This is a genomic window from uncultured Bradyrhizobium sp., from assembly GCF_964252615.1.
In the GTDB taxonomy this organism is placed as follows: domain Bacteria; phylum Pseudomonadota; class Alphaproteobacteria; order Rhizobiales; family Xanthobacteraceae; genus Bradyrhizobium.
In genome coordinates this window covers 1-19,968 of the sequence record NZ_CAXUNQ010000056.1, presented here as the reverse complement: position 1 = coordinate 19,968, position 19,968 = coordinate 1, and the positions used below count along the sequence as shown (strand labels likewise).

The window sequence follows — 19,968 nt, the reverse complement described above, 5'->3', positions numbered from 1 at the left end:
GGATCGGCGTGATAACCAGCTTTTAGCCTATTCGGGGCGAAGTTTCGCGCCGAAAAGAACCAAGAATTGAATTAAGACTTCAATTTTTCGACAAGGGTCTTTCCGAGCCGGGCCGGAGATGGCGACACCGTGATTCCGGCAGCTTCCATCGCCGCCGTCTTGGATGCCGCGTCGCCCTTGCCGCCGGAAATAATGGCGCCGGCATGGCCCATGCGGCGGCCCGGGGGTGCGGTCACGCCGGCGATGAAGCCGACCATCGGTTTCTTGCGGCCGCGCCGGGCCTCGTCCTGGATGAACTGCGCCGCGTCCTCCTCGGCGGAGCCGCCGATCTCGCCGATCATGACGATCGAGGTGGTCTTCGGGTCGGCCAGGAACATCTCCAGCACGTCGATGAATTCGGTACCCTTGACCGGATCGCCGCCGATGCCGACCGCCGTGGTCTGGCCGAGCCCCTCCTGGGTGGTCTGGAACACCGCCTCATAGGTCAGCGTGCCCGAACGCGAGACGATGCCGACATTGCCGGGCTTGAAGATGTTGGCCGGCATGATGCCGATCTTGCATTCCCCCGCGGTCATCACGCCCGGACAGTTCGGCCCGATCAGCCGCGATTTCGATCCCGACAGCGAGCGTTTGACGCGCACCATGTCGAGCACCGGGATGCCTTCGGTAATGCAGACGATCAGCGGAATTTCCGCCTCGATCGCCTCGCAGATGGCATCGGCCGCCCCCGGCGGGGGCACGTAGATCACGGACGCATCGGCGCCGGTCTTTTGCTTCGCCTCCCCCACGGTGTCGAACACCGGCAGGCCCAGATGCACCGACCCGCCTTTGCCCGGCGAGGTGCCGCCGACCATCCTGGTGCCGTAGGCGATTGCGGCCTCGGAGTGGAAGGTGCCGTTCTTGCCGGTAAAACCCTGGCAGATGACTTTAGTATTCTTGTCGATCAGGACGGACATCAGCAACCCCCGACGTCATGGCCGGGCTTGTCCCGGCCATCTACGTCTTGTTTGAAAGTGAAAGACACGGATGCCCGCGACCGGCGCGGGCATGACGAACTAAAAAGCAGACCGTGCATTACGCCGCGTCCTTCACCGCCTTCACGATCTTCTGCGCGGCGTCGTCGAGATCGTCCGCCGGCAGCACGTTCAGGCCCGACTCCCGGATGATCTTCTTGCCGGCATCGACATTGGTGCCCTCCAGCCGCACCACGAGCGGCACCTGCAATCCGACTTCCTTCACCGCGGCGACCACGCCCTCCGCGATGATGTCGCATTTCATGATGCCGCCGAAGATGTTGACCAGGATGCCCTTCACATTGGGATCGGCGGTGATGATCTTGAACGCGGCCGCCACCTTTTCCTTGCTGGCGCCGCCGCCGACGTCGAGGAAGTTCGCCGGCGCCATGCCGTAAAGCTTGATGATGTCCATGGTCGCCATGGCGAGGCCGGCGCCGTTGACCATGCAGCCGATGGTGCCGTCCAGGGTGATGTAGTTGAGGTCGTATTTCGACGCCTCGATTTCCTTCGCGTCTTCCTCGGTCTCGTCGCGCAGCGCCATCACGTCGGGATGACGATAGAGCGCATTGCCGTCGAACGAGACCTTTGCGTCGAGCACGCGCAGATCGCCCTGCCTGGTCACCACCAGCGGATTGATCTCCAGCATCGCCATGTCCTTGGCGGTGAACGCGGTGTAGAGCTGCGTCACCAGTTTTTCCGCCTGCCTGGCGAGATCGCCGGTGAGGCCCAAGGCCTTGGCGACGGTGCGGCCGTGATGGCCCATGATGCCGGTGGCGGGGTCGACCGAGAAGGTCACGATCTTTTCCGGCGTTGTATGCGCCACGTCCTCGATGTTGACGCCGCCTTCGGTGGACACCACGAACGACACCTCGCCGGTCTCGCGGTCGACCAGCACCGAAAGGTAGAACTCCTTGTCGATGTCGGAGCCGTCTTCGATATAGAGCCGGTTGACCTGCTTGCCGTGCGGGCCGGTCTGGATCGTGACCAGCGTGGCGCCCAGCATCTGCCTGGCGAATTCATTGACCTCGGCGATCGATCTGGCGATGCGGACGCCGCCCTTGTCGCCGGCGGAGGCTTCCTTGAACTTGCCCTTGCCGCGGCCGCCGGCATGGATCTGGCTCTTCACCACCCAGACCGGGCCGCCCAGCGTCTTGGCGGCGACATCGGAATCCTCCGGCCGCAGGATCGGCACGCCGCGCGAAATCGGAACGCCGAAATCATGCAGCAGCGCCTTGGCCTGGTATTCATGGATGTTCATCTGGACGTTCCCCGGACCTCATGCGATTACGCTCGCTTTACGTCTGGCATACCACATACCACAGAAACTGCAATCTGCGCCGCTTCGGTGATCGGCTGCCGGACCGGAATGCGCGGTGCCCGGCCTGGCCGCCATCAGCGGCCAAGCAGGTCGGGCGCGATCTTCTTGCAGGCATCGACCAGACCCTGCACCGCGCCAACCGACTTGTCGAACGCCTCGCGGTCCTTGCCGGCAAGCTCGATCTCGACAATGCGTTCGACGCCTTTCGACCCGATCACGACCGGCACGCCGACATACATGTCTTTCACGCCGAATTCGCCGGAAAGATAGGCCGCGCAGGGCAGCACCCGCTTCTTGTCGCGCAGATAGCTCTCCGCCATCGCGATCGCCGACGCCGCCGGCGCGTAGAAGGCCGAACCGGTCTTCAGGAGATTGACGATCTCGGCGCCGCCGTTGCGGGTGCGGTCGACGATCTCGTCGATGCGCGCCTGCGAGGTCCAGCCCATCTTGACGAGGTCGGGCAGCGGAATGCCGGCCACCGTGGAATATTTCGTCAGCGGCACCATGGTGTCGCCGTGCCCGCCGAGCACGAAGGCGGTGACGTCTTCCACTGAGACGTTGAACTCGTCGGCGAGGAAATAGCGGAAGCGCGAGGAATCCAGCACGCCGGCCATGCCCACCACCTTCTTGTGCGGCATGCCGGAAGCCTTCTGCAAGGCCCACACCATGGCGTCGAGCGGGTTGGTGATGCAGATGACGAAGGCGTCGGGGGCGTATTTCCTGATGCCGGCGCCGACCTGCTCCATCACCTTGAGATTGATGCTCAAGAGATCGTCGCGGCTCATGCCGGGCTTGCGCGGCACCCCGGCGGTGACGATGCAGACCTTGGCGTTATCGAGCGCCTCGTAGGAATTGGCGCCGCTGAAATGCGCGTCAAAGCCGTCGACCGGCGAGGATTGCGCGATATCCAGCGATTTGCCCTGCGGAATGCCCTCGGCGATGTCGAACATCACCACGTCGCCGAGCTCCTTCAGACCAATGAGATGAGCCAACGTTCCGCCGATCTGACCGGAGCCGATCAAAGCAATCTTGTCACGCGCCATGGGAATCAGTCCTTTGAAAGCCGAAGGGGAAGAAGGTGGGATGCTGGAGGTGGTGGTTATCCCTTTCGACGGAGCCGTTCAAGCCGGGGCCGCCCGATTGTTGGCCACTCGTCGTTCCGGGACGACGGCTTACGTCTCCACCAGCCCCGTGCTCGACCCGCTGGCCGCGGAATCCTTGCGGCCGTGGGGCAGCGCCAGATACGTTTCCGAGCTCATCTCGATCAGCCGCGACGCCGTCCGCTTGAATTCGTTGGCTTCAACGCCCTCGGTCGCGCGATACAGCGACACCGGATCGGCCTGCGCGGAGGCCATCAGTTTTACGGCGTTGTCATACAGCGTGTCGATCAGCGCGATGAAGCGCTTGGCGGCGTTGCGCTCGGCGTAGCCCATCACCGGAATATGGTCGATCAGGATGGTGTGATAGTCGTGCGCCAGCCGCAGATAATCCGACGCACCGAGCGGCTTTTCGCATAGATCCGCGAAGGAAAACCGCGCCACGCCGTGGGCCGAGCATGGCACATGCAGCACCCGGCCCTTGAGCGGGATGTCGCGCGCCTTGCACGGCGCGCTCCCGGTCATCTTCGCCCATGCGGTGTCGAGCGCCGCATCCGCGTTCGCATCGGCAGGTACCAGCCACATCCTGACGCCGACAAGCTTTTCCAGCCGGAAATCGGTGCGGGCGTCGAGCCGCAGCACGTCCATATGCGCCGATATCTGCGCGATGAAGGGGAGGAACAGCGCGCGGTTGAGGCCATCCTTGTAAAGGTCCTGCGGCGCGACATTGGAGGTCGCCACCACCACCGTGCCGTGCTCGAACAGTTTTGCGAACAGCCGTCCGAGGATCATCGCGTCCGCAATATCGGTGACGTGAAACTCATCGAAGCACAACAGCCAGGCCTGGCCGAAAATCGATTCGGCGGTGAGCGCGATGACGTCGCCGTCGGCGATCTCGCCGCGCGCGATGTTCTGGCGGAAGCCGTAGATGCGCTCGTGCACGTCGGCCATGAATTCGTGAAAATGCGCGCGGCGTTTGTGGGCCACCGGGCTGTGCTGGAAAAACAGGTCCATCAGCATGGTCTTGCCGCGGCCGACCTCGCCGTGGACGTAAAGCCCGCGCGGCGCGTCGTCATTGTCGGCGAACAGCCGGCCCAGCAGTCCTTGCTTGCGCGCCGGCCTGTAGCGCGAAAGCCGCTCCTCGAGGGCGGTGAACGCCTCGACGGCGCGCGCCTGCGCGGTGTCGGCCTCGATCGCGCCGGAGGAGACGAGAGCTTGATAGTGGTCGCGGAACGAGGCGGGCGGGGTCATGACGTCCCTTACGGCCTCAGCGCGCGCAAAATTGCAAGATGCGAATTGCGGACAGAGATATGCGCCGCCTCGAGCACCCATCGTCGTCCCCGCGCAGGCGGGGACCCATAACCACCGTCGTCGGTGTTGCTCGCGGTGGCCGTGGCGCTGCTGTGCCCAATCGCGGGCAGCGGAGGCTATAGGTCCCGCCTGCGCGGCGACGCCGTAGATGTGGCGCCCTCACGCGCTCAGCGCATAAGAGTCTTCGACCACATAAGGTCCGCCGCCGGTCGAGGCCCGCGACGAGAACAGCACGAAACGCTGCGCCGTGAATACCCGGGTCGGGAAATAGCCGCGTACCGACAGATAATCGGCGACATCCTGATTGGAGGCGTCGCGCAGCCGCGCCAGCGTCACATGCGGGGTGAATTTGCGTCCCTCCGGGCCGAGCCCCAGACGCTGCATCAGCCGTTCCAGTTCGGCCTGCAGCTCGATCAAAGGCCGGCTCGGCACCACGGAGGCGACCACCGCGCGCGGTTTTTTGCCGCCGAAGCTCGACAGGCCCTGCAGCGCCACCTCGAACGGCTTGCGGTTGATCCGAAACAGCAGCGAGGCGATCTCGTTGGCCGCGACGCCGTCGATGTCGCCGATGAAGCGCAGGGTGACGTGGTAATTTTCGGGGTCGATCCAGCGCGCGCCGGGAAGGCCGCCGCGCAAATTGGAAAGCGTCTGGCCGATCTCGGCCGGTATTTCCAGTCCCGTGAACAAACGCGGCATCGCAAACTCCCGATGCTAGGGCATGATCCCGAAAAGTGGAGGCCGGTTTTCGGATAAGATCATGCCCCGAAACAAGTCCGGTAACGAATCACCGATCTCCGTTTCTAGCCCAGTTATGCGGTGCTGCGAAGCATCCGGCGCCGCGCAAGCCAGAATCTCCCGGGAAAACACGACGTTAGGGTTATCGCTGCCTGGTTTTTCAACTCCGCTGCGGCATCATCGGGCTCAGCAATGCCTCGACAGCAGGCAGGATGTTCTTCACAATCACATCCACCCCTGCGGCGGTCGGATGTAACCCGTCGGCCTGATTGAGCCTGGCATCGGTAGCCACGCCCTCCAGGAAGAACGGATACAGCGGCACCTGAAAGGCGCTCGCCAGATCCGGATAAATCGCATTGAACCGGGCCGAATAATCGGCGCCATAATTGGGCGGTGCGACCATGCCGCACAACAGCACCGCGATCCTGCGCGCCTTCAGCCGCAGCAAAATGTCGGCCAGCGCGGTGCGGGTGATCCTGGGGTCAATGCCGCGGAGCGCGTCGTTGGCGCCGAGTTCGAGGATCACCGCGTCGGTGCCTTCCGGAACCGACCAGTCAAGCCGGTCACGGCCGCCGGAACTGGTATCGCCGGACACCCCGGCATTGATCATCTCGACCTTCATCCCTTTGACCTCCAACGATTTTTGTAGCCGCGCCGGGAATGCGGCCGGGGTCGGAAGGCCAAGGCCCGCAGTCAGCGAATCGCCAAGCACCACCACCTTGACGGTCTTGCCCGCCTGCGGCGCCGGGGTTTGCGCCGCTGCGGGCAGGATGGCGACGACGGCGAAAGCCAGCCAGCACAGAAAGCCGCGCGCCGGCCCCTCGACCGCCGCAATGAAAGTGCCATATGAGCTTGGCATGGACAGTCTCATCGAAACCTCGTCATTGGCAGGGCTTGCATCGTCAAGCCCGCGGCCGGACACCATTTTCATCTCGAACGTCAATCTCTCGCTGGGCAGCGGTGCCGCGCGCGTCCATATCCTGAAGGATATCAGCCTGCGGGTGGCGCCGGGCGAAGCGATCGGGTTGATCGGACCGTCAGGCTCGGGGAAATCCACCCTGTTGATGGTGATGGCGGGACTGGAGCGTCCCGACAGCGGTGAGGTGGTGGTCGATGGCACTGCGTTCAATGCCCTCGACGAGGATGCGCTGGCGCGGTTTCGCGGCCGCCATGTCGGCATCGTATTCCAGTCGTTTCATCTCATCCCGACCATGACCGCGCTGGAGAATGTCGCGGTGCCGCTGGAACTGGCCGGTAATCCCGATGCGTCGGAACGCGCGGCGCGCGAACTCGCATCGGTCGGTCTTGGCGACCGGCTGCACCATTATCCGACGCAATTGTCCGGCGGCGAACAGCAGCGCGTCGCACTTGCCCGCGCGCTCGCACCCGATCCGGCCATCCTGGTAGCCGACGAGCCTACCGGCAACCTCGATGAAGCCACCGGCGGACAGATCGTCGATCTGTTGTTCACCAAGCACGCCGAACGCGGCATGACCCTGGTGCTGGTGACCCACGATCCGTCGCTGGCGCGGCGCTGCGACCGCGTGGTGCGGTTGCGCTCCGGCCAGCTCGACGGGCCCGCCACCGACCGGCATTGGGTCGAGACGGCATAAATCACATGACCCTGGCACTGAAGCGCCTGCCGCGCGGCCGGACGTCGTCGCTGGCGTTGCGCTACGCCTTGCGCGAATTGCGCGGCGGCCTGCGCGGCTTCTACGTGTTCCTTGCCTGCATCGCGCTCGGCGTCATGGCGATTGCCGGGGTCGGCTCGGTCGCGGCAAGTCTCGGCGAGGGCCTCGCACGCGAGGGCCGCACGCTGCTCGGCGGCGACATCTCCTTCGCGCTGATCCAGCGCGAAGCGGGATCCGATGAAGTCGCCTTCCTGCGCGCGCGCGGCCAGCTTTCGGTGGCGGCGACGCTGCGCGCCATGGCGCGCACCGAAGGCGGCACGCTGGCGCTGGTCGAACTGAAAGCGGTGGATCAGACCTATCCGCTGTTGGGCGACGTCACGCTCGATCCGAAAATGCCGATGGCTGACCTGTTCGCCCAGCGCGACGGGGCGTTCGGCGCGGCGGCCGACGCGACATTGCTGGCGCGGCTCGACCTGAAAGTCGGCGACCGCGTCACCGTCGGCGGCGCGGCCTTTCAGATTCGCAGCGTCGTCGACGCCGAACCTGACAAGCTTGCCGGCGGCGTCGGTTTCGGGCCGCGGTTCCTGACCGGCGAAGCGGGACTGCGCGCCACCGGACTGCTGCAGCCCGGCAGCCTGGTGCGCTGGATCTATCGCGTCAAACTGCCGGACAACGCGGCCGACGACCGCGCCGCGCAAGTGTTTGCCGGCGACGCGCGAACCGCCCTGCCGAGCGCGGGGTGGGAAATCCGCACCCGCAGCAATGCCTCGCCGCAACTGGAACGCACCATCAGCCGCTTCACGCAGTTTCTCACTTTGGTCGGCCTTGCCGCCCTGCTGGTCGGCGGGGTCGGGGTCGCCAACGCCGTGAAAAGCCATGTCGACCGCCGCCGGGACGTCATCGCAACCTTCAAGGCCATCGGCGCCACCGGCGGCGACGTGTTCACGATCTACCTGACCCAGGTCGTCGCGCTCGCGGCGATCGGGTCGCTGATCGGCCTCGCCGCCGGCGCCGCGCTGCCCTATCTCGTCGTCGGCCTGTTCGGCCAGTTGCTGCCGCTGCCGGTGGTGCCGGCGCTGCATCCCGCCCAGCTCGGCCTGTCGCTGGTGTACGGCGTGCTGACCGCGCTGGCGTTCGGGCTGTGGCCGCTCGGCCGCGTCCATGACGTGCCGGTGGCGGCGCTGTTCCGCGAGGCCGTGACCGGCGAATGGCACCGTCCGCGCTGGCCGACGCTGGCATCGATGGCGGCGGTGATCCTGGCTCTGATCGGAATCGCGATCGGGCTTGCCTACGACAAGCGCGTGGCCGCGGTATTCGTCGTCTCGTCCATCGTGGTCTTCGCCCTGCTGCGCGGCATCGCCGCCGCGCTGATGGCGCTGGCGCGCCGGCTGCCGCGGCCGCACCTGCCCATGCTGCGGCTGGCGATCGCCAATATCCATCGCCCCGGCGCGTTGACGCCCTCGGTGGTGATGTCGCTCGGCCTCGGCCTGGCGGTGCTGGTCACGATCACCCAGATCGACGGCAATCTGCGCCGGCAGTTCATGGCGGCGCTGCCCGACCGCGCGCCGTCGTTCTATTTCATCGACATTCCCACCGCCGACGCCGACCGCTTCAGCGCATTCCTGAAAAGCCAGGCGCCGCAATCGACCGTGGAAGACGTACCGATGTTGCGCGGGCGCATCGTCGCTGCCCGCGGCGTCAAGGCGGAAGACCTCAAAGCCTCGCCTGACGCCGAATGGGTGCTGCAGAGCGATCGCGGCCTGACCTATACCGGCGAGATGCCGAAGGGCTCGAAAGTGGTCGAGGGCAAATGGTGGCCACCCGATTACGACGGGCCGCCGCTGGTGTCGTTCGAGAAGAAGCTCGCCGACGGCCTCGGACTGAAGATCGGCGACGAGGTCGTCGTCAATGTGCTCGGCCGCGACATTTCCGCGACCATCGGCAACATGCGCAGCGTGGACTGGCAGAGCCTCGGCATCAATTTCGTGCTGGTGTTCTCGCCGGGCGCGTTCAAGGGCGCGCCGCATACCCATATCGCGACCCTGACCGAGGCTCGTCCGGATCCGGCCGGCGACGCCAAAATCGTCAGGGCGGTCGCCGACGCCTTCCCCATGGTGACCAGCGTGCGGGTCCGCGAGGCCTTGGAAACCGTCGGCGCCGTGGTCACCAACCTGGTGCTGGCCATTCGCGGCGCCAGCGCCGTTACGCTGATCTCGGCTATCCTGGTGCTGGGCGGCGCGCTCGCGGCCGGCCACCGCCACCGGGTCTACGACGCGGTGATCCTGAAGGCGCTCGGCGCCACCCGGACGCGGCTGCTCGGCGCCTACGCGCTGGAATACCTGATGATCGGCTTTGCCACGGCGATCTTCGGCGTGCTTGCAGGCTCGGTCGCAGCCTGGCTGATCGTGACCCGGCTGATGACGCTCGGTTTCATCTGGCAGGCCGGCAGCGCCGCCGCGGTCGTGGTGGCCGCGCTAATCGTCACCGTGGGGCTGGGACTCGCCGGCACGCTGGTGGCGCTGAACCAGAAGCCGGCGGCGGTATTGCGGAATTTGTGACAATATGTAGCAGCGGATCGCCTCTTCCTCGCGGGAGTAAGGTAAGGTTACTGCACCTAGCGACATTCAGCCGCGCATGGAAGCTTGCGCGGATTGTGTTAGTTTCCCACATATCAGCTTGGGTCAGACGCCGCTTGATGACATAAAATTAAGTGTCAGAAATGTCCGGTATCTGGGATAGATTCGAACTGGCGGCGCCAGGACCCTCAAAGCGCTCTGCCAGACAACCAACGGGAATTCGACCATGTCGGACCTAGATCGTAACTACGCTTCGCCCTTCGGCCGGGCCGCCGGGCGTGCCGACGCCGCCGCCGTCGATGCCGGGCTGCGCGCCTACATGCTGCGCATCTACAACTACATGACGATCGGCCTCGCCATCACCGGCTTCGCTGCGCTCGGCATCTACATGGCCGCCGTCACCGGCGACCCGTCCGGCGCCGCCGCCAAGATCGGCAATGCCTACCTGACGCCGTTCGGCTATGCCATGTTCGTGAGCCCGCTGAAATGGGTGTTCATGCTGGCGCCGCTGGCGATGGTGTTCGCCATCTCGTTCGGCATCAACCGGTTGCGGCCGGCCACCGCGCAAATGCTGTTCTGGGTGTTCTCGGCCCTGATGGGCATCTCGCTGTCGTCGATCTTCCTGGTGTATACGCACACCTCGATCGTGCGGGTGTTCTTCATCACCGCGGCATCGTTCGGCGCGTTGAGCCTGTACGGCTACACCACCAGGCGCGACCTGACCGGCATGGGCTCGTTCCTGCTGATGGGGCTGTTCGGCATTATCATCGCGAGCCTGGTCAACATCTTTGTCGCCAGCTCGATGCTGCAGTTCATTGTCTCGGTGGTCGGCGTGCTGGTGTTCGCAGGATTGACCGCGTGGGATACCCAGCGGCTGAAGAACGACTACATCTACGGCTACGCCTCGCAGGGCGGCGACGTCGCCGAACGCGCGGCCATCACCGGCGCGCTGTCGCTGTATTTGAACTTCATCAACCTGTTCACGCTGCTCCTGCAGTTGCTCGGACAGCGCGACTGACGCCATCGCATAAGCGAAAGCTCAAACCCCGGCCGCGAGGCCGGGGTTTTTGTTTTGCGTATCCGGGCGCGATGCGGCGCGGAGCCGCGTCCGGGGCACGCAACAAGGATATCCAGCGGCATGCGCGGGCTTGACCCGCCCATCCATCCTTCTTCACAAGACGCTTTCGAAGCAGATGGATTGCCGGGTCGCAGCCCGGCGATGACCCCGCGGAGACACCATGCCCTCCCCTGAAATCCGCCCCGCCACCGCAGCCGACCTCGCCGCCGTCACCGGAATCTACCGGCACGCCGTGCTGCACGGCACTGCCACCTTCGAACTGATCCCGCCGGATCTCACGGAAATGACGCGGCGCTTCACCTCGCTGATGGATGGCGGCTATCCCTATCTAGTCGCTTCGCTGCAAGGCCGCGTGATCGGCTACGCCTATGCCGGGCCGTACCGGCCGCGGCCGGCCTACCGCTTCACCGTGGAGAATTCCGTCTATCTCGCGCCCGCGATTCATCGCCGCGGCATCGGCATGCAATTGCTGCAACGGCTGATCGCGGAAGCGCAGGCGCGCGGCTATCGTCAGATGATCGCGGTGATCGGCGATTCCGCCAACGCCGGCTCGATCGGCGTCCACAGCAGAACGGGTTTTACCATGATCGGCACCCACCCGAATGTCGGATTCAAGTTCGGACGCTGGCTCGACACCGTGATGATGCAGCGCGCGCTCGGCGACGGCGCCACGACGCTGCCGGCGGAATAACACCCGGCTGTCATCCCCGCAAAAGCGGCGACCGGTATTCAGGGCCGGCAGCGATCCATCGCAACGCCGCCGCGTACCGGGCCGGTCAAGCCGGTCGATGACGAACGGCGTCAAACCACCGCAAGCTTGCGGTCGATCACCAGCAGCACGCGGTCAAGTTCGTGGCCGCGGCGCAGGATCAAGCCGCTGGCCGAGATCACGCTGTAGGCGCCCTGCTTGCGCGCCAGCCGCGGATCTTTTTCGATGCGATAGATCGGAACTTCGGACGCGCGGCGGAACACTGAAAACACCGCGCGGTCCTTGAGGAAATCGATGGCGTAATCGCGCCACTCGCCATCGGCCACCATGCGTCCGTAGAGATCGAGGATGCGATTGAGTTCGAGACGGTTGAACGTTACCCGGCTTGGCGCAGGACCCGCAGCGGAATTGCGTTCCGCTGCGCTGATCCCGCTTGGATCGGCACCCTCCGACATCAAATCCATCTTTCGCCTCGTGTCGTTTCAAGCATGATCTTCTCCGAAACCCGGTTCGCAGGTTTTGGCGTCAATGCGGCAACCCGCATGATCGCGCCGACAGCGCGCGGCTGCAAGAGGGGCCTTCAGGCACGGCGGCAATTTCGAGCAGATCGCCAGTGCAAACCGCTATAGTCCGATCGTCACGGGATCGTTAGCAGGATCACAATGATGCCCCACTTCCGCCCAGCGGGCGCCGTGCGGGTTTGCGACAAACAATCACTGCGTTGGCCCGGTCCTTTCGGTTCCGGATTCCTCAGCCCCCAGCCCCCCGGGGTCGTCGGGACCGGGCCTGTTCGCAAGCCAAAGTTAATCCCCACTTTTTGGGCCAACGAAAGTTGGTCCTTTTTCTTTTCGGGGTTTCTGAAATCGCAGTGCTCATCACACACCTCGTCAATCGCAGTGCCCATCACCCACCTCGTCATTCCGGGATGCGCCACTCGGCGCAGGCCCGGAATCCATGATCGCCGACCGTGGTGATGGATTCCGGGCGCGCTCACGCGCGCCCCGCAATGACGGGTTCAGTGCAGCGCCGTGTAGGCCGCGCCCAGCATCGGACCGGGGCTTTCGCGATTGCCGTCCTGCACGTACACCACCGCGGCATCGACGCCGTCGCGGGAAATATTTTCCAGCGGCACGATCCAACTGCCGGCATTGCCGTTCCAGTCGCCGACCTTCAGCAGGTTGCGCACCACGTTGTAATAGGTGACTTCGCGGCCGCGATTTTCGCCGCGGCCGATCGAGATCGGTACCGATTTCGAAACCGAGCAAATCCACACTTCGCCATGCCGCGCGCCGGGACCCTTGCCCGACGCCGCGACCGAGACGTTGATCTGCTTGCCGGACAGCGACATCGCCACCGGCACCGACATCACGCCGTCGGCTTTCTTGGTGGTATCGATGGCGCCTTCGATGCTGCCGCGGTCGCTGCCGATCACATGCGCCGAACCGTTGACGACCACCTGCGGCGTGTAGACGTCGCGATCGCCGCGCATGTGGGAATAGGCCTTCTGACGCGCGGTGAAGCGCGCATCGGCCAAGGTGTCCTTCCAGCCGAGATAGTCCCAGTAATCGATCGGCAGACTGAGCGCGATGACGTTCGGATCCCTGGCGAGTTCGCCGAGAATCTTGTCGGCGGCCGGGCATGACGAGCAGCCCTGCGACGTGAACAGTTCCACCACCGCGCGCGGATCGGCATGGGCCGGACGGATCGCGATAAGGGCGCAGACACCAAGCGCGCCGGACCATCGCGAGAACGAATTATAGGTCATCATTACTGCCACGCTGAAACAGCGACACGCCATGCGCAGTCGCCGTTTATCGTTGGTCGCCTTCAAAGACGGAAGGCGGCCCTTCATAGGCCGCCTTCCGTTCACCTGCCACTCAATTCGCAGTGAGGCTCGATCGCGCCGATCACAACTTGTACTACGCTGCGAGCCTGCGCAGCACGTAATGCAGGATGCCGCCGTTGCGGTAGTATTCGAGTTCATCGAGGGTATCGATGCGGCACAGCAGCGACACGCGGCGCAGCGCGCCGTCGCCGGACACAATCTCCGCGGTCAGTTTCTGGCGTGGTTTCAGATCGCCCTGCAGGCCGCGAATCGTGACCGTCTCGTCGCCCTTCAATCCGAGCGAAGACCACGAGTCGCTGCCCTCGAAGGTCAGCGGCAACACGCCCATGCCGACCAGATTGGAGCGATGGATGCGCTCGAAGCTCTGGCAGATCACGGCGCGGACGCCGAGCAGCCGGGTCCCCTTCGCGGCCCAGTCGCGCGACGAGCCGTTGCCGTATTCGGCGCCTGCGAACACCACCAGCGGCACCTGCTCGGCTTGGTACTTCATCGCGGCCTCGTAGATCGACATCTGCTCGCCGTCGGGCCAGTGTCTTGTCAGGCCGCCCTCCGGGATATTGCCGTCGGCGCCCTTGAGCATGAAATTCTTGATGCGGATATTGGCGAAGGTGCCGCGCATCATGATCTCATGATTGCCGCGCCTTGTGCCGTACTGGTTGAAGTCGGCGGGACGGACCTGATGCTCGGACAGGTATTTTCCGGCCGGCGATGTCAGCTTGATGGCTCCGGCGGGCGAGATGTGATCGGTGGTGATCTTGTCGCCGAACATCGCCAGAATACGCGCGTCGACCACATCGACGATCGGCTCCGGCTCCTTCTTCATGCCTTCGAAGTAAGGCGGGTTCTGCACATAGGTCGAACTCATGTTCCAGCGATAGGTTTCGCTCTCCACGGTCTTGATCTTGCGCCAGTTGGTGTCGCCCTTGAACACGTCGGCGTAGCGTTTCTTGAAGATCGCCGCGGTCACGAACTTCTTCATGTAGGCGTTGATCTCCTTGGTGGTCGGCCAGATGTCCTTCAGGTAGACCGGCTGGCCGTCCTTACCCGTGCCGATCGGCTCGACGGCCAGATTCTTCGTCACCGTTCCCGCCAGCGCGTAGGCGACGACCAACGGCGGCGATGCCAGGTAATTGGCCTGCACGTCCGGACTGACGCGGCCCTCGAAATTGCGGTTGCCCGACAGCACCGCGGCGCCGATGATGCCGTTGTCGTTGATCGATTTGGAAATCTCTTCCGGCAATGGTCCGGAATTGCCGATGCAGGTGGTGCAGCCGAAGCCGATCAGGTTGAAGCCGACCTTGTCGAGATCGAGCTGCAAGCCGGAATTGGAAAGATATTCCGCGACCACCTGGCTGCCCGGCGCCAGCGACGTCTTGACCCACGGCTTTGCGGTGAGGCCCCTGGCGGCGGCGTTGCGCGCGAGCAGGCCGGCGCCGATCAGCACGCTCGGATTCGAGGTGTTGGTACAGGAAGTGATCGCCGCGATCACCACGTCGCCATGGCCGAGATCGAAATTGCGATTCTCCACCGGATAACGCTTCGACATGTCGGCGGCTTTTTTATACTCGCTCGCCATCGCCATGGAAAAGCCTTCGGCCACCGCCGGCAGCGCGACGCGGCCTTCGGGACGCTTCGGCCCGGCCATCGACGGCACCACGTCGCCGAGATCGAGCGTCAGCGTTTCGGTGAACACCGGATCGGGCGAGGCGGACGTTCTGAACAGCCCTTGAGCCTTGGCGTATTTGACCACCAGCGCGACGCGGTCGGCCTTGCGGCCCGAGGTTTTCAGATAATCGATGGTCTCATCGTCGACCGGAAAGAACCCGCAGGTGGCGCCATATTCCGGCGCCATGTTGCCGATGGTCGCCTTGTCGGCGACCGAGAGATAATCGAGACCGGGGCCAAAAAATTCCACGAACTTTCCGACCACGCCCTGCTTGCGCAGCATCTGCGTGACCGTGAGCACGAGGTCGGTGGCGGTGACGCCCTCTTTAAGCGCGCCCTTCAGCTTGAAGCCGACCACTTCCGGCAGCAGCATCGACAAGGGCTGCCCGAGCATCGCAGCTTCCGCCTCGATGCCGCCGACGCCCCAGCCCAGCACGGCAAGGCCGTTCACCATCGTGGTGTGCGAATCGGTGCCCACCAGCGAATCCGGATACGCCACCTCATAGGTGGCGGTCTTCCTGCCGACAGTCATCTTCTCCTTGCGGGTCCACACCGTCTGCGCGAGATATTCCAGATTGACCTGATGGCAGATGCCGGTGCCCGGCGGCACCACCGAGAAATTCGAGAACGCCTTCTGGCCCCATTTGAGGAATTCGTAGCGCTCCTGGTTCTGCTTGTACTCCTCGACCACGTTCTTGCCGAACGCCTTGTTGTCGCCGAAGAAGTTCACGATCACCGAGTGATCGATGACGAGATCGACCGGCACCAGCGGATTGATTTTTTCGGCGTCGCCGCCGAGCGCCTGCATGGCGTTGCGCATCGCGGCGAGATCGACCACCGCCGGCACGCCGGTGAAATCCTGCATCAGGACCCGCGCCGGGCGGAATGCAATCTCATGCTCGAGCGCGCGCTTCTTCAGCCACTTCGCCACCGCAAGAATGTCGTCCTTCTTGACGGTGCGGTCGTCTTCGTTGCGCAGCAGGTTTTCCAGCAGCACCTTCATCGAATAAGGCAGCTTGGAAATTCCCTTCAGACCGTTTTTCTCGGCGGTGGGCAGGCTGTAATAAATGTAGGACTTGCCGCCGACCGTGAGGGTCTTCTGGCATTTAAAGCTGTCGAGCGAGGGCATGTGGGGGGATCCTGATTGATCGTTATCCCGGCAAAGGGTATTAAAACACCGTCAGCGGACGTCAGCCGAGTGGCTTGCAGGCGCGGATTGTGTGCTGCATCAAGTTCCGGCTTATAGAATCTTTCCACAGCCACCGCCACACCGACAATCATGCCCGCAGTGTTGCGGGGCTCGGCGGTCGTCCACTCAAGAGGGCCACGGAACAGCAAGATGCGGCTCTGGGGACGCGGCGTTGAATGTATCAGGGGCGGGCGCGCGGTGTTTTCCGGCCTCGATTTCGACGCTTCCGCCGGCGAGGCGCTGGCCGTCACCGGCGCCAATGGCGCCGGCAAAACCTCGCTGCTGCGCCTGATCGCGGGCTTGCTGACGCCCTCGGGCGGGTCGATCGATCTTGAGGGCGGCGACGGCGAACTGACGCTGGCCGAACAGGCGCATTATCTCGGCCACCGCGATGCGCTGAAGCCGGCGCTGAGCGTGATGGAAAACCTGGCGTTCTGGCGGGATTTTCTGGGCGGCGAGGTTTCCGCAGCGCGCGAAAGCCTCGCCGCGGTGGGCCTCGGCCACGCCGCCCATCTGCCGGCTGCGGTTTTGTCGGCGGGACAGCGGCGCCGGCTCTCGATCGCCCGGCTGCAGACGGTGCGGCGGCCGATCTGGCTGCTCGACGAGCCGACCTCGGCGCTGGATGCCGCCGGGCAGGCGATATTTGCGGCGCTGATGCGAGATCATCTCGCGCGCGGCGGCCTGATCGTCGCGGCCACCCATGCGCCGCTGGGGATCGATGCGCGGGAGTTGCGGATCGGGGGCGTGCCATGAGGGCATCGCCGGCGATCGGCGCGCGACTTCTCCACGGGTCGTCCCCGCGAAGGCGGGGACCCGTACGCCGTGTCGCCTCGTTTCAGCGGTGCGGCAAAGGCCTTCTTTCATCTGCGAGGCCGGGGGTTATCGGTCTCCGCCTTCGCGGGGACGACTCGTGGGGCGGTTTCGTATGAGACCGCTCGCCGCCTTGATCCGCCGCGACCTCCGCATCGCGCTGCGCGCCGGCGGCGGGGCGCTGATCGGGGTGCTGTTCTTTCTCACCGTCGTGGTGCTGATGCCGTTCGCGGTGGGACCCGATCTCAAGCTGCTGGCGCGGCTCGGCCCGGCGATTCTATGGCTGGGAGCGCTGCTCGCAAACCTGCTCACCCTCGACCGGCTGTTCATGGCCGACCACGACGACGGCTCGCTCGATCTGCTGGTCACGAGCCGCATGCCGCTGGAACTGGCCTGCGCCGCCAAGGCCTTCGCGCACTGGCTGGCCGCCGGGGTGCCGCTGATCATGGCAACGCCGGTGCTCGGACTTCTCCTCAATCTCGACGCCATATCCACGCTCGCGGTCGCCCTGACGCTGCTGGCGGGAACGCCGGCGCTGACCTTCACCGGCATGATCGGCGCGGCGCTGGCGGTGACCTTGCATCGCGGCGGCCTGCTGCTGGCGGTGCTGGTGCTGCCGTTGTCGATCCCCGTGCTGATCTTCGGCGTGGCCGCCTCGGAGGCGGCGATCTCCGGACCGTTGTCGTTCGGAACGCCGTTTTCGATGTTGTGCGCGCTGTCGCTGGTCAGTTTCGTGATCGGTCCGGTCGCGGCGGCGGCGAGCCTGCGGCACGGGCTGGACTGATCAACTCCGCATGAAACCACATTGCCCGCATTGCCTGTCCCGGCTGCGACGATTATCAGGAACGCCATGACGCTGACCGACCTCGCCAACCCCACACGATTCCTGTCGCTGACCGCGCGGATATTGCCGTGGCTCGTGGCTTTGACCGCCATCCTGCTGCTGGTCGGCCTTACGCAATCGGCAATGGCGCCCGACGACTACCAGCAGGGCGCCACGGTGAAAATCATGTTCATCCACGTGCCCAACGCCTGGCTGTCGATGTTCGTATGGGGCGTGATGAGCCTGAGTGCCCTGGGCACGCTGGTGTGGCGGCATCCCTTGGCGGACGTTGCCGCCAAGGCCGCCGCCCCGATCGGAGCCGCGTTCACGTTTCTGGCGCTGGTGACGGGATCGCTGTGGGGCCGGCCGATGTGGGGCACCTATTGGGAATGGGATGCGCGGCTGACCTCGGTCCTGATCCTGTTCCTGATGTATCTCGGGCTGATCGCGCTGTGGCGCGCGGTGGAGGATCCGTCGCGCGCGGCGCGGGCGGCGGCGATCCTGACGCTGGTCGGCGCCATCAACATTCCGATCATCAAGTTCTCGGTGGACTGGTGGAATACGCTGCATCAGCCGGCGTCGGTGATGCGGATAAGCGGACCTGCGATGGACCGCGCGTTCCTCGTTCCGCTGCTGGTGATGGCGGTGGCGTTCTCGCTGCTGTTCGTCACGCTGCATCTGGCCGCGATGCGCAACGAAATCCTGCGCCGCCGCGTACGCGCCCTGCAGATGATGCAGGCCGGCGGGCGGGCGGCGTGAACGCCGTGGCGCTTGGCCCCTACGCGTCCTTTATTGTGACCTCCTACGGGCTGGCCGCGGCCGTGGTGCTGGTCCTCATTGCCTGGATCGCGATCGATTACCGCCGCCAGAAAGCGCGGCTGCGCGAGCTTGATGCCGCGGGCATAGTCAGGCGTTCCGGCCGCGGCGCGGCGGACATCATCTGATGCGCGACGCCGCCGCCCCCGGACGCCGTTCATGGCTGGTGACGCTGCCGCTGCTGCTTTTCGCCACGCTGGCGGCGTTGTTCTGGTTTCGGCTCGGCAGCGGCGATCCCTCGAAAATTCCCTCCGCCTTGATCGGGCGTCCGGCGCCGCAAACCCGGCTGCCGGCGCTGCAGGGGCTTGCCAATGCCGGCGCGCCGGTGCCGGGACTCGAGCCGGCGGATTTCAAGGGCAGGGTCAGCGTCGTCAACGTCTGGGCGTCGTGGTGCGTGCCCTGCCACGACGAGGCGCCGCTGCTGACCGAATTGGCCAAGGATGGCCGGCTGCAGGTCGTCGGCATCAATTACAAGGACGCGCCCGACAATGCCCGGCGCTTTCTCGGCCGTTACGGCAATCCCTATCGCGTCGTCGGCGTCGACGGCAACGGCCGCGCTGCCATCGAATGGGGCGTTTACGGCGTGCCGGAAACCTTCGTCGTCGGCCGCGACGGCGCCATCGCCTACAAGATGGTCGGCCCGGTGACGCCGGAAAATTACGAGCGCGTGCTCAAGCCCGAGATCGACAAGGCGCTGAAGGCGGGGACTTGATGTGCCGCCCCCGCGCAGGCGCCGCAAATAATTGCCCGCTTTTATCTGCCGTTCATTTCGCGGCCATGGCGCCGCCACGAATTCGAAGCTAGTTTTTGTCCGTACCTAACCGTCCTTGGAGGGACACCCCATGCGTCATTTCACGCTCGCTTCGCTTGCCGTAACTGCCCTGACCCTCGGCCTGCTCACGGCCGCCCCGATGATGGCCCAGACCCCCGCGCCCGCAACCGGCGGCAAGATGGCGCCCGCCGGCAAGATGGCGCCGGCGGAGAAGATGGCGCCGGCGCCGAAGGCGGAATTGCTCGACATCAACTCGGCGAGCGCCGACGAGTTGAAGGCCTTGAAGGGCATCGGCGATGCCTATTCCGCCAAGATCATCGCCGGCCGCCCGTACAAGGGCAAGGACGAACTGGTGCAGAAGAACATCGTGCCGGCGAGGACCTACGCCGAAATCAAGGACAAGATCATCGCCCGGCAGAAGTGACTCTGCGTCCAACAGCTCGACCCGTCATGCGCGGGCTTGACCCCGCGTATGACGGGATGTGTGAATCCAGCAGGGTCAAGCCCGGCCATGACGGCCTCCCGTGTCCCGGGCGCGATGCGGCATTCTTCATGCCGCTTCGCAGAACCGGGACC

Annotated in this window: 19 protein-coding genes; 10 read left to right on the top strand and 9 right to left on the bottom strand. The window is 64.8% G+C overall.

Annotated elements, in window-relative coordinates; genetic code table 11:
- Positions 1-71: 71 nt before the first annotated feature.
- The 6 genes from sucD to ACFE72_RS20920 all read right to left on the bottom strand — a co-directional run bounded on the left by sucD (position 72) and on the right by ACFE72_RS20920 (position 6,336).
- A complete protein-coding gene (gene sucD, locus ACFE72_RS20945) occupies positions 72-956 on the bottom strand; it encodes a succinate--CoA ligase subunit alpha (protein WP_375415042.1) in 885 nt (294 codons plus the stop codon).
- A gap of 118 nt (positions 957-1,074) precedes the next feature.
- A complete protein-coding gene (gene sucC, locus ACFE72_RS20940; protein WP_375415041.1) occupies positions 1,075-2,274 on the bottom strand; it encodes an ADP-forming succinate--CoA ligase subunit beta in 1,200 nt (399 codons plus the stop codon).
- Positions 2,275-2,408: 134 nt separating this feature from the next.
- Entirely contained in the window at positions 2,409-3,377 is a 969-nt protein-coding gene (gene mdh, locus ACFE72_RS20935; protein WP_375415040.1) for a malate dehydrogenase, read from the bottom strand.
- 129 nt (positions 3,378-3,506) lie between these two features.
- Complete coding sequence (zapE, locus tag ACFE72_RS20930; protein WP_375415039.1) at positions 3,507-4,682, bottom strand: cell division protein ZapE; 1,176 nt, start codon at positions 4,680-4,682, stop codon at positions 3,507-3,509.
- Positions 4,683-4,901: 219 nt separating this feature from the next.
- Positions 4,902-5,438 (bottom strand): RNA 2',3'-cyclic phosphodiesterase, encoded by a 537-nt coding sequence (gene thpR, locus ACFE72_RS20925; protein ID WP_375415038.1) that lies wholly within the window; start codon positions 5,436-5,438, stop codon positions 4,902-4,904.
- 199 nt (positions 5,439-5,637) lie between these two features.
- Positions 5,638-6,336, bottom strand: coding sequence for an arylesterase (locus ACFE72_RS20920; RefSeq protein ID WP_375415037.1), 699 nt, complete (start codon positions 6,334-6,336; stop codon positions 5,638-5,640).
- Between ACFE72_RS20920 and ACFE72_RS20915 the strand changes: the two genes are divergently transcribed.
- The 4 genes from ACFE72_RS20915 (at position 6,335) to ACFE72_RS20900 (ending at position 11,453) form a co-directional block, all read left to right on the top strand.
- Positions 6,335-7,090 carry an ABC transporter ATP-binding protein gene (locus ACFE72_RS20915; protein ID WP_375415036.1) on the top strand — a complete coding sequence of 252 codons (756 nt, stop codon included), beginning with the start codon at positions 6,335-6,337 and terminating at the stop codon, positions 7,088-7,090. The genes ACFE72_RS20920 and ACFE72_RS20915 overlap by 2 nt on opposite strands.
- Before the next feature lie 5 nt (positions 7,091-7,095).
- Positions 7,096-9,666, top strand: a complete 2,571-nt coding sequence (locus ACFE72_RS20910) for an ABC transporter permease (RefSeq protein ID WP_375415035.1) — start codon at positions 7,096-7,098, stop codon at positions 9,664-9,666.
- A 244-nt stretch (positions 9,667-9,910) separates the two neighbouring features.
- Positions 9,911-10,702: a Bax inhibitor-1/YccA family protein gene (locus ACFE72_RS20905; RefSeq protein WP_375415034.1), complete on the top strand. Its 792-nt coding sequence runs from the start codon at positions 9,911-9,913 to the stop codon at positions 10,700-10,702.
- Between the two features lie 220 nt (positions 10,703-10,922).
- A complete protein-coding gene (locus tag ACFE72_RS20900) occupies positions 10,923-11,453 on the top strand; it encodes a GNAT family N-acetyltransferase (protein WP_375415033.1) in 531 nt (176 codons plus the stop codon).
- Between the two features lie 110 nt (positions 11,454-11,563).
- Here the strand turns inward: ACFE72_RS20900 and ACFE72_RS20895 are convergent, their stop codons facing one another.
- The 3 genes from ACFE72_RS20895 to acnA form a co-directional block, all read right to left on the bottom strand.
- A complete protein-coding gene (locus ACFE72_RS20895) occupies positions 11,564-11,935 on the bottom strand; it encodes a DUF2794 domain-containing protein (protein WP_375415032.1) in 372 nt (123 codons plus the stop codon).
- A 551-nt stretch (positions 11,936-12,486) separates the two neighbouring features.
- Positions 12,487-13,239: a DUF1223 domain-containing protein gene (locus ACFE72_RS20890; RefSeq protein ID WP_375415031.1), complete on the bottom strand. Its 753-nt coding sequence runs from the start codon at positions 13,237-13,239 to the stop codon at positions 12,487-12,489.
- 151 nt (positions 13,240-13,390) lie between these two features.
- Positions 13,391-16,111, bottom strand: a complete 2,721-nt coding sequence (gene acnA, locus ACFE72_RS20885; protein WP_375415030.1) for an aconitate hydratase AcnA — start codon at positions 16,109-16,111, stop codon at positions 13,391-13,393.
- A gap of 210 nt (positions 16,112-16,321) precedes the next feature.
- On the opposite strand from acnA, the gene ccmA reads away from it, so the two are divergent.
- From ccmA to ACFE72_RS20855, 6 genes are all read left to right on the top strand, one after another.
- A complete protein-coding gene (gene ccmA / locus ACFE72_RS20880) occupies positions 16,322-16,924 on the top strand; it encodes a heme ABC exporter ATP-binding protein CcmA (protein ID WP_375415029.1) in 603 nt (200 codons plus the stop codon).
- A 172-nt stretch (positions 16,925-17,096) separates the two neighbouring features.
- Complete coding sequence (gene ccmB, locus ACFE72_RS20875) at positions 17,097-17,765, top strand: heme exporter protein CcmB (RefSeq protein ID WP_375415028.1); 669 nt, start codon at positions 17,097-17,099, stop codon at positions 17,763-17,765.
- 66 nt (positions 17,766-17,831) lie between these two features.
- Positions 17,832-18,563 carry a heme ABC transporter permease gene (locus ACFE72_RS20870; protein WP_375415027.1) on the top strand — a complete coding sequence of 244 codons (732 nt, stop codon included), beginning with the start codon at positions 17,832-17,834 and terminating at the stop codon, positions 18,561-18,563.
- Between the two features lie 5 nt (positions 18,564-18,568).
- The gene (ccmD, locus tag ACFE72_RS20865; protein ID WP_375415050.1) at positions 18,569-18,748 is read left to right on the top strand and encodes a heme exporter protein CcmD; all 180 of its coding nucleotides are present in this window, start codon (positions 18,569-18,571) and stop codon (positions 18,746-18,748) included.
- Positions 18,748-19,332 carry a DsbE family thiol:disulfide interchange protein gene (locus ACFE72_RS20860; protein ID WP_375415026.1) on the top strand — a complete coding sequence of 195 codons (585 nt, stop codon included), beginning with the start codon at positions 18,748-18,750 and terminating at the stop codon, positions 19,330-19,332. The genes ccmD and ACFE72_RS20860 overlap by 1 nt, the downstream gene beginning before the upstream one ends.
- A gap of 130 nt (positions 19,333-19,462) precedes the next feature.
- Complete coding sequence (locus tag ACFE72_RS20855) at positions 19,463-19,816, top strand: ComEA family DNA-binding protein (protein WP_375415025.1); 354 nt, start codon at positions 19,463-19,465, stop codon at positions 19,814-19,816.
- Positions 19,817-19,968 lie beyond the last annotated feature (152 nt).

Coding starts and splice junctions, on each gene's coding strand:
- ACFE72_RS20890 (WP_375415031.1), bottom strand. CDS start 13,239: ATGATGACCTATAATTCGTTCTCGCGATGGTCCGGCGCGCTTGGTGTC.
- ACFE72_RS20905 (WP_375415034.1), top strand. CDS start 9,911: ATGTCGGACCTAGATCGTAACTACGCTTCGCCCTTCGGCCGGGCCGCC.
- ACFE72_RS20870 (WP_375415027.1), top strand. CDS start 17,832: ATGACGCTGACCGACCTCGCCAACCCCACACGATTCCTGTCGCTGACC.
- zapE (WP_375415039.1), bottom strand. CDS start 4,682: ATGACCCCGCCCGCCTCGTTCCGCGACCACTATCAAGCTCTCGTCTCC.
- ACFE72_RS20895 (WP_375415032.1), bottom strand. CDS start 11,935: ATGGATTTGATGTCGGAGGGTGCCGATCCAAGCGGGATCAGCGCAGCG.
- ACFE72_RS20920 (WP_375415037.1), bottom strand. CDS start 6,336: ATGCCAAGCTCATATGGCACTTTCATTGCGGCGGTCGAGGGGCCGGCG.
- acnA (WP_375415030.1), bottom strand. CDS start 16,111: ATGCCCTCGCTCGACAGCTTTAAATGCCAGAAGACCCTCACGGTCGGC.
- ccmB (WP_375415028.1), top strand. CDS start 17,097: ATGAGACCGCTCGCCGCCTTGATCCGCCGCGACCTCCGCATCGCGCTG.
- thpR (WP_375415038.1), bottom strand. CDS start 5,438: ATGCCGCGTTTGTTCACGGGACTGGAAATACCGGCCGAGATCGGCCAG.
- mdh (WP_375415040.1), bottom strand. CDS start 3,377: ATGGCGCGTGACAAGATTGCTTTGATCGGCTCCGGTCAGATCGGCGGA.
- ACFE72_RS20910 (WP_375415035.1), top strand. CDS start 7,096: ATGACCCTGGCACTGAAGCGCCTGCCGCGCGGCCGGACGTCGTCGCTG.
- ACFE72_RS20855 (WP_375415025.1), top strand. CDS start 19,463: ATGCGTCATTTCACGCTCGCTTCGCTTGCCGTAACTGCCCTGACCCTC.
- sucC (WP_375415041.1), bottom strand. CDS start 2,274: ATGAACATCCATGAATACCAGGCCAAGGCGCTGCTGCATGATTTCGGC.
- ccmA (WP_375415029.1), top strand. CDS start 16,322: ATGCGGCTCTGGGGACGCGGCGTTGAATGTATCAGGGGCGGGCGCGCG.
- ACFE72_RS20860 (WP_375415026.1), top strand. CDS start 18,748: ATGCGCGACGCCGCCGCCCCCGGACGCCGTTCATGGCTGGTGACGCTG.
- ACFE72_RS20900 (WP_375415033.1), top strand. CDS start 10,923: ATGCCCTCCCCTGAAATCCGCCCCGCCACCGCAGCCGACCTCGCCGCC.
- ACFE72_RS20915 (WP_375415036.1), top strand. CDS start 6,335: ATGGACAGTCTCATCGAAACCTCGTCATTGGCAGGGCTTGCATCGTCA.
- sucD (WP_375415042.1), bottom strand. CDS start 956: ATGTCCGTCCTGATCGACAAGAATACTAAAGTCATCTGCCAGGGTTTT.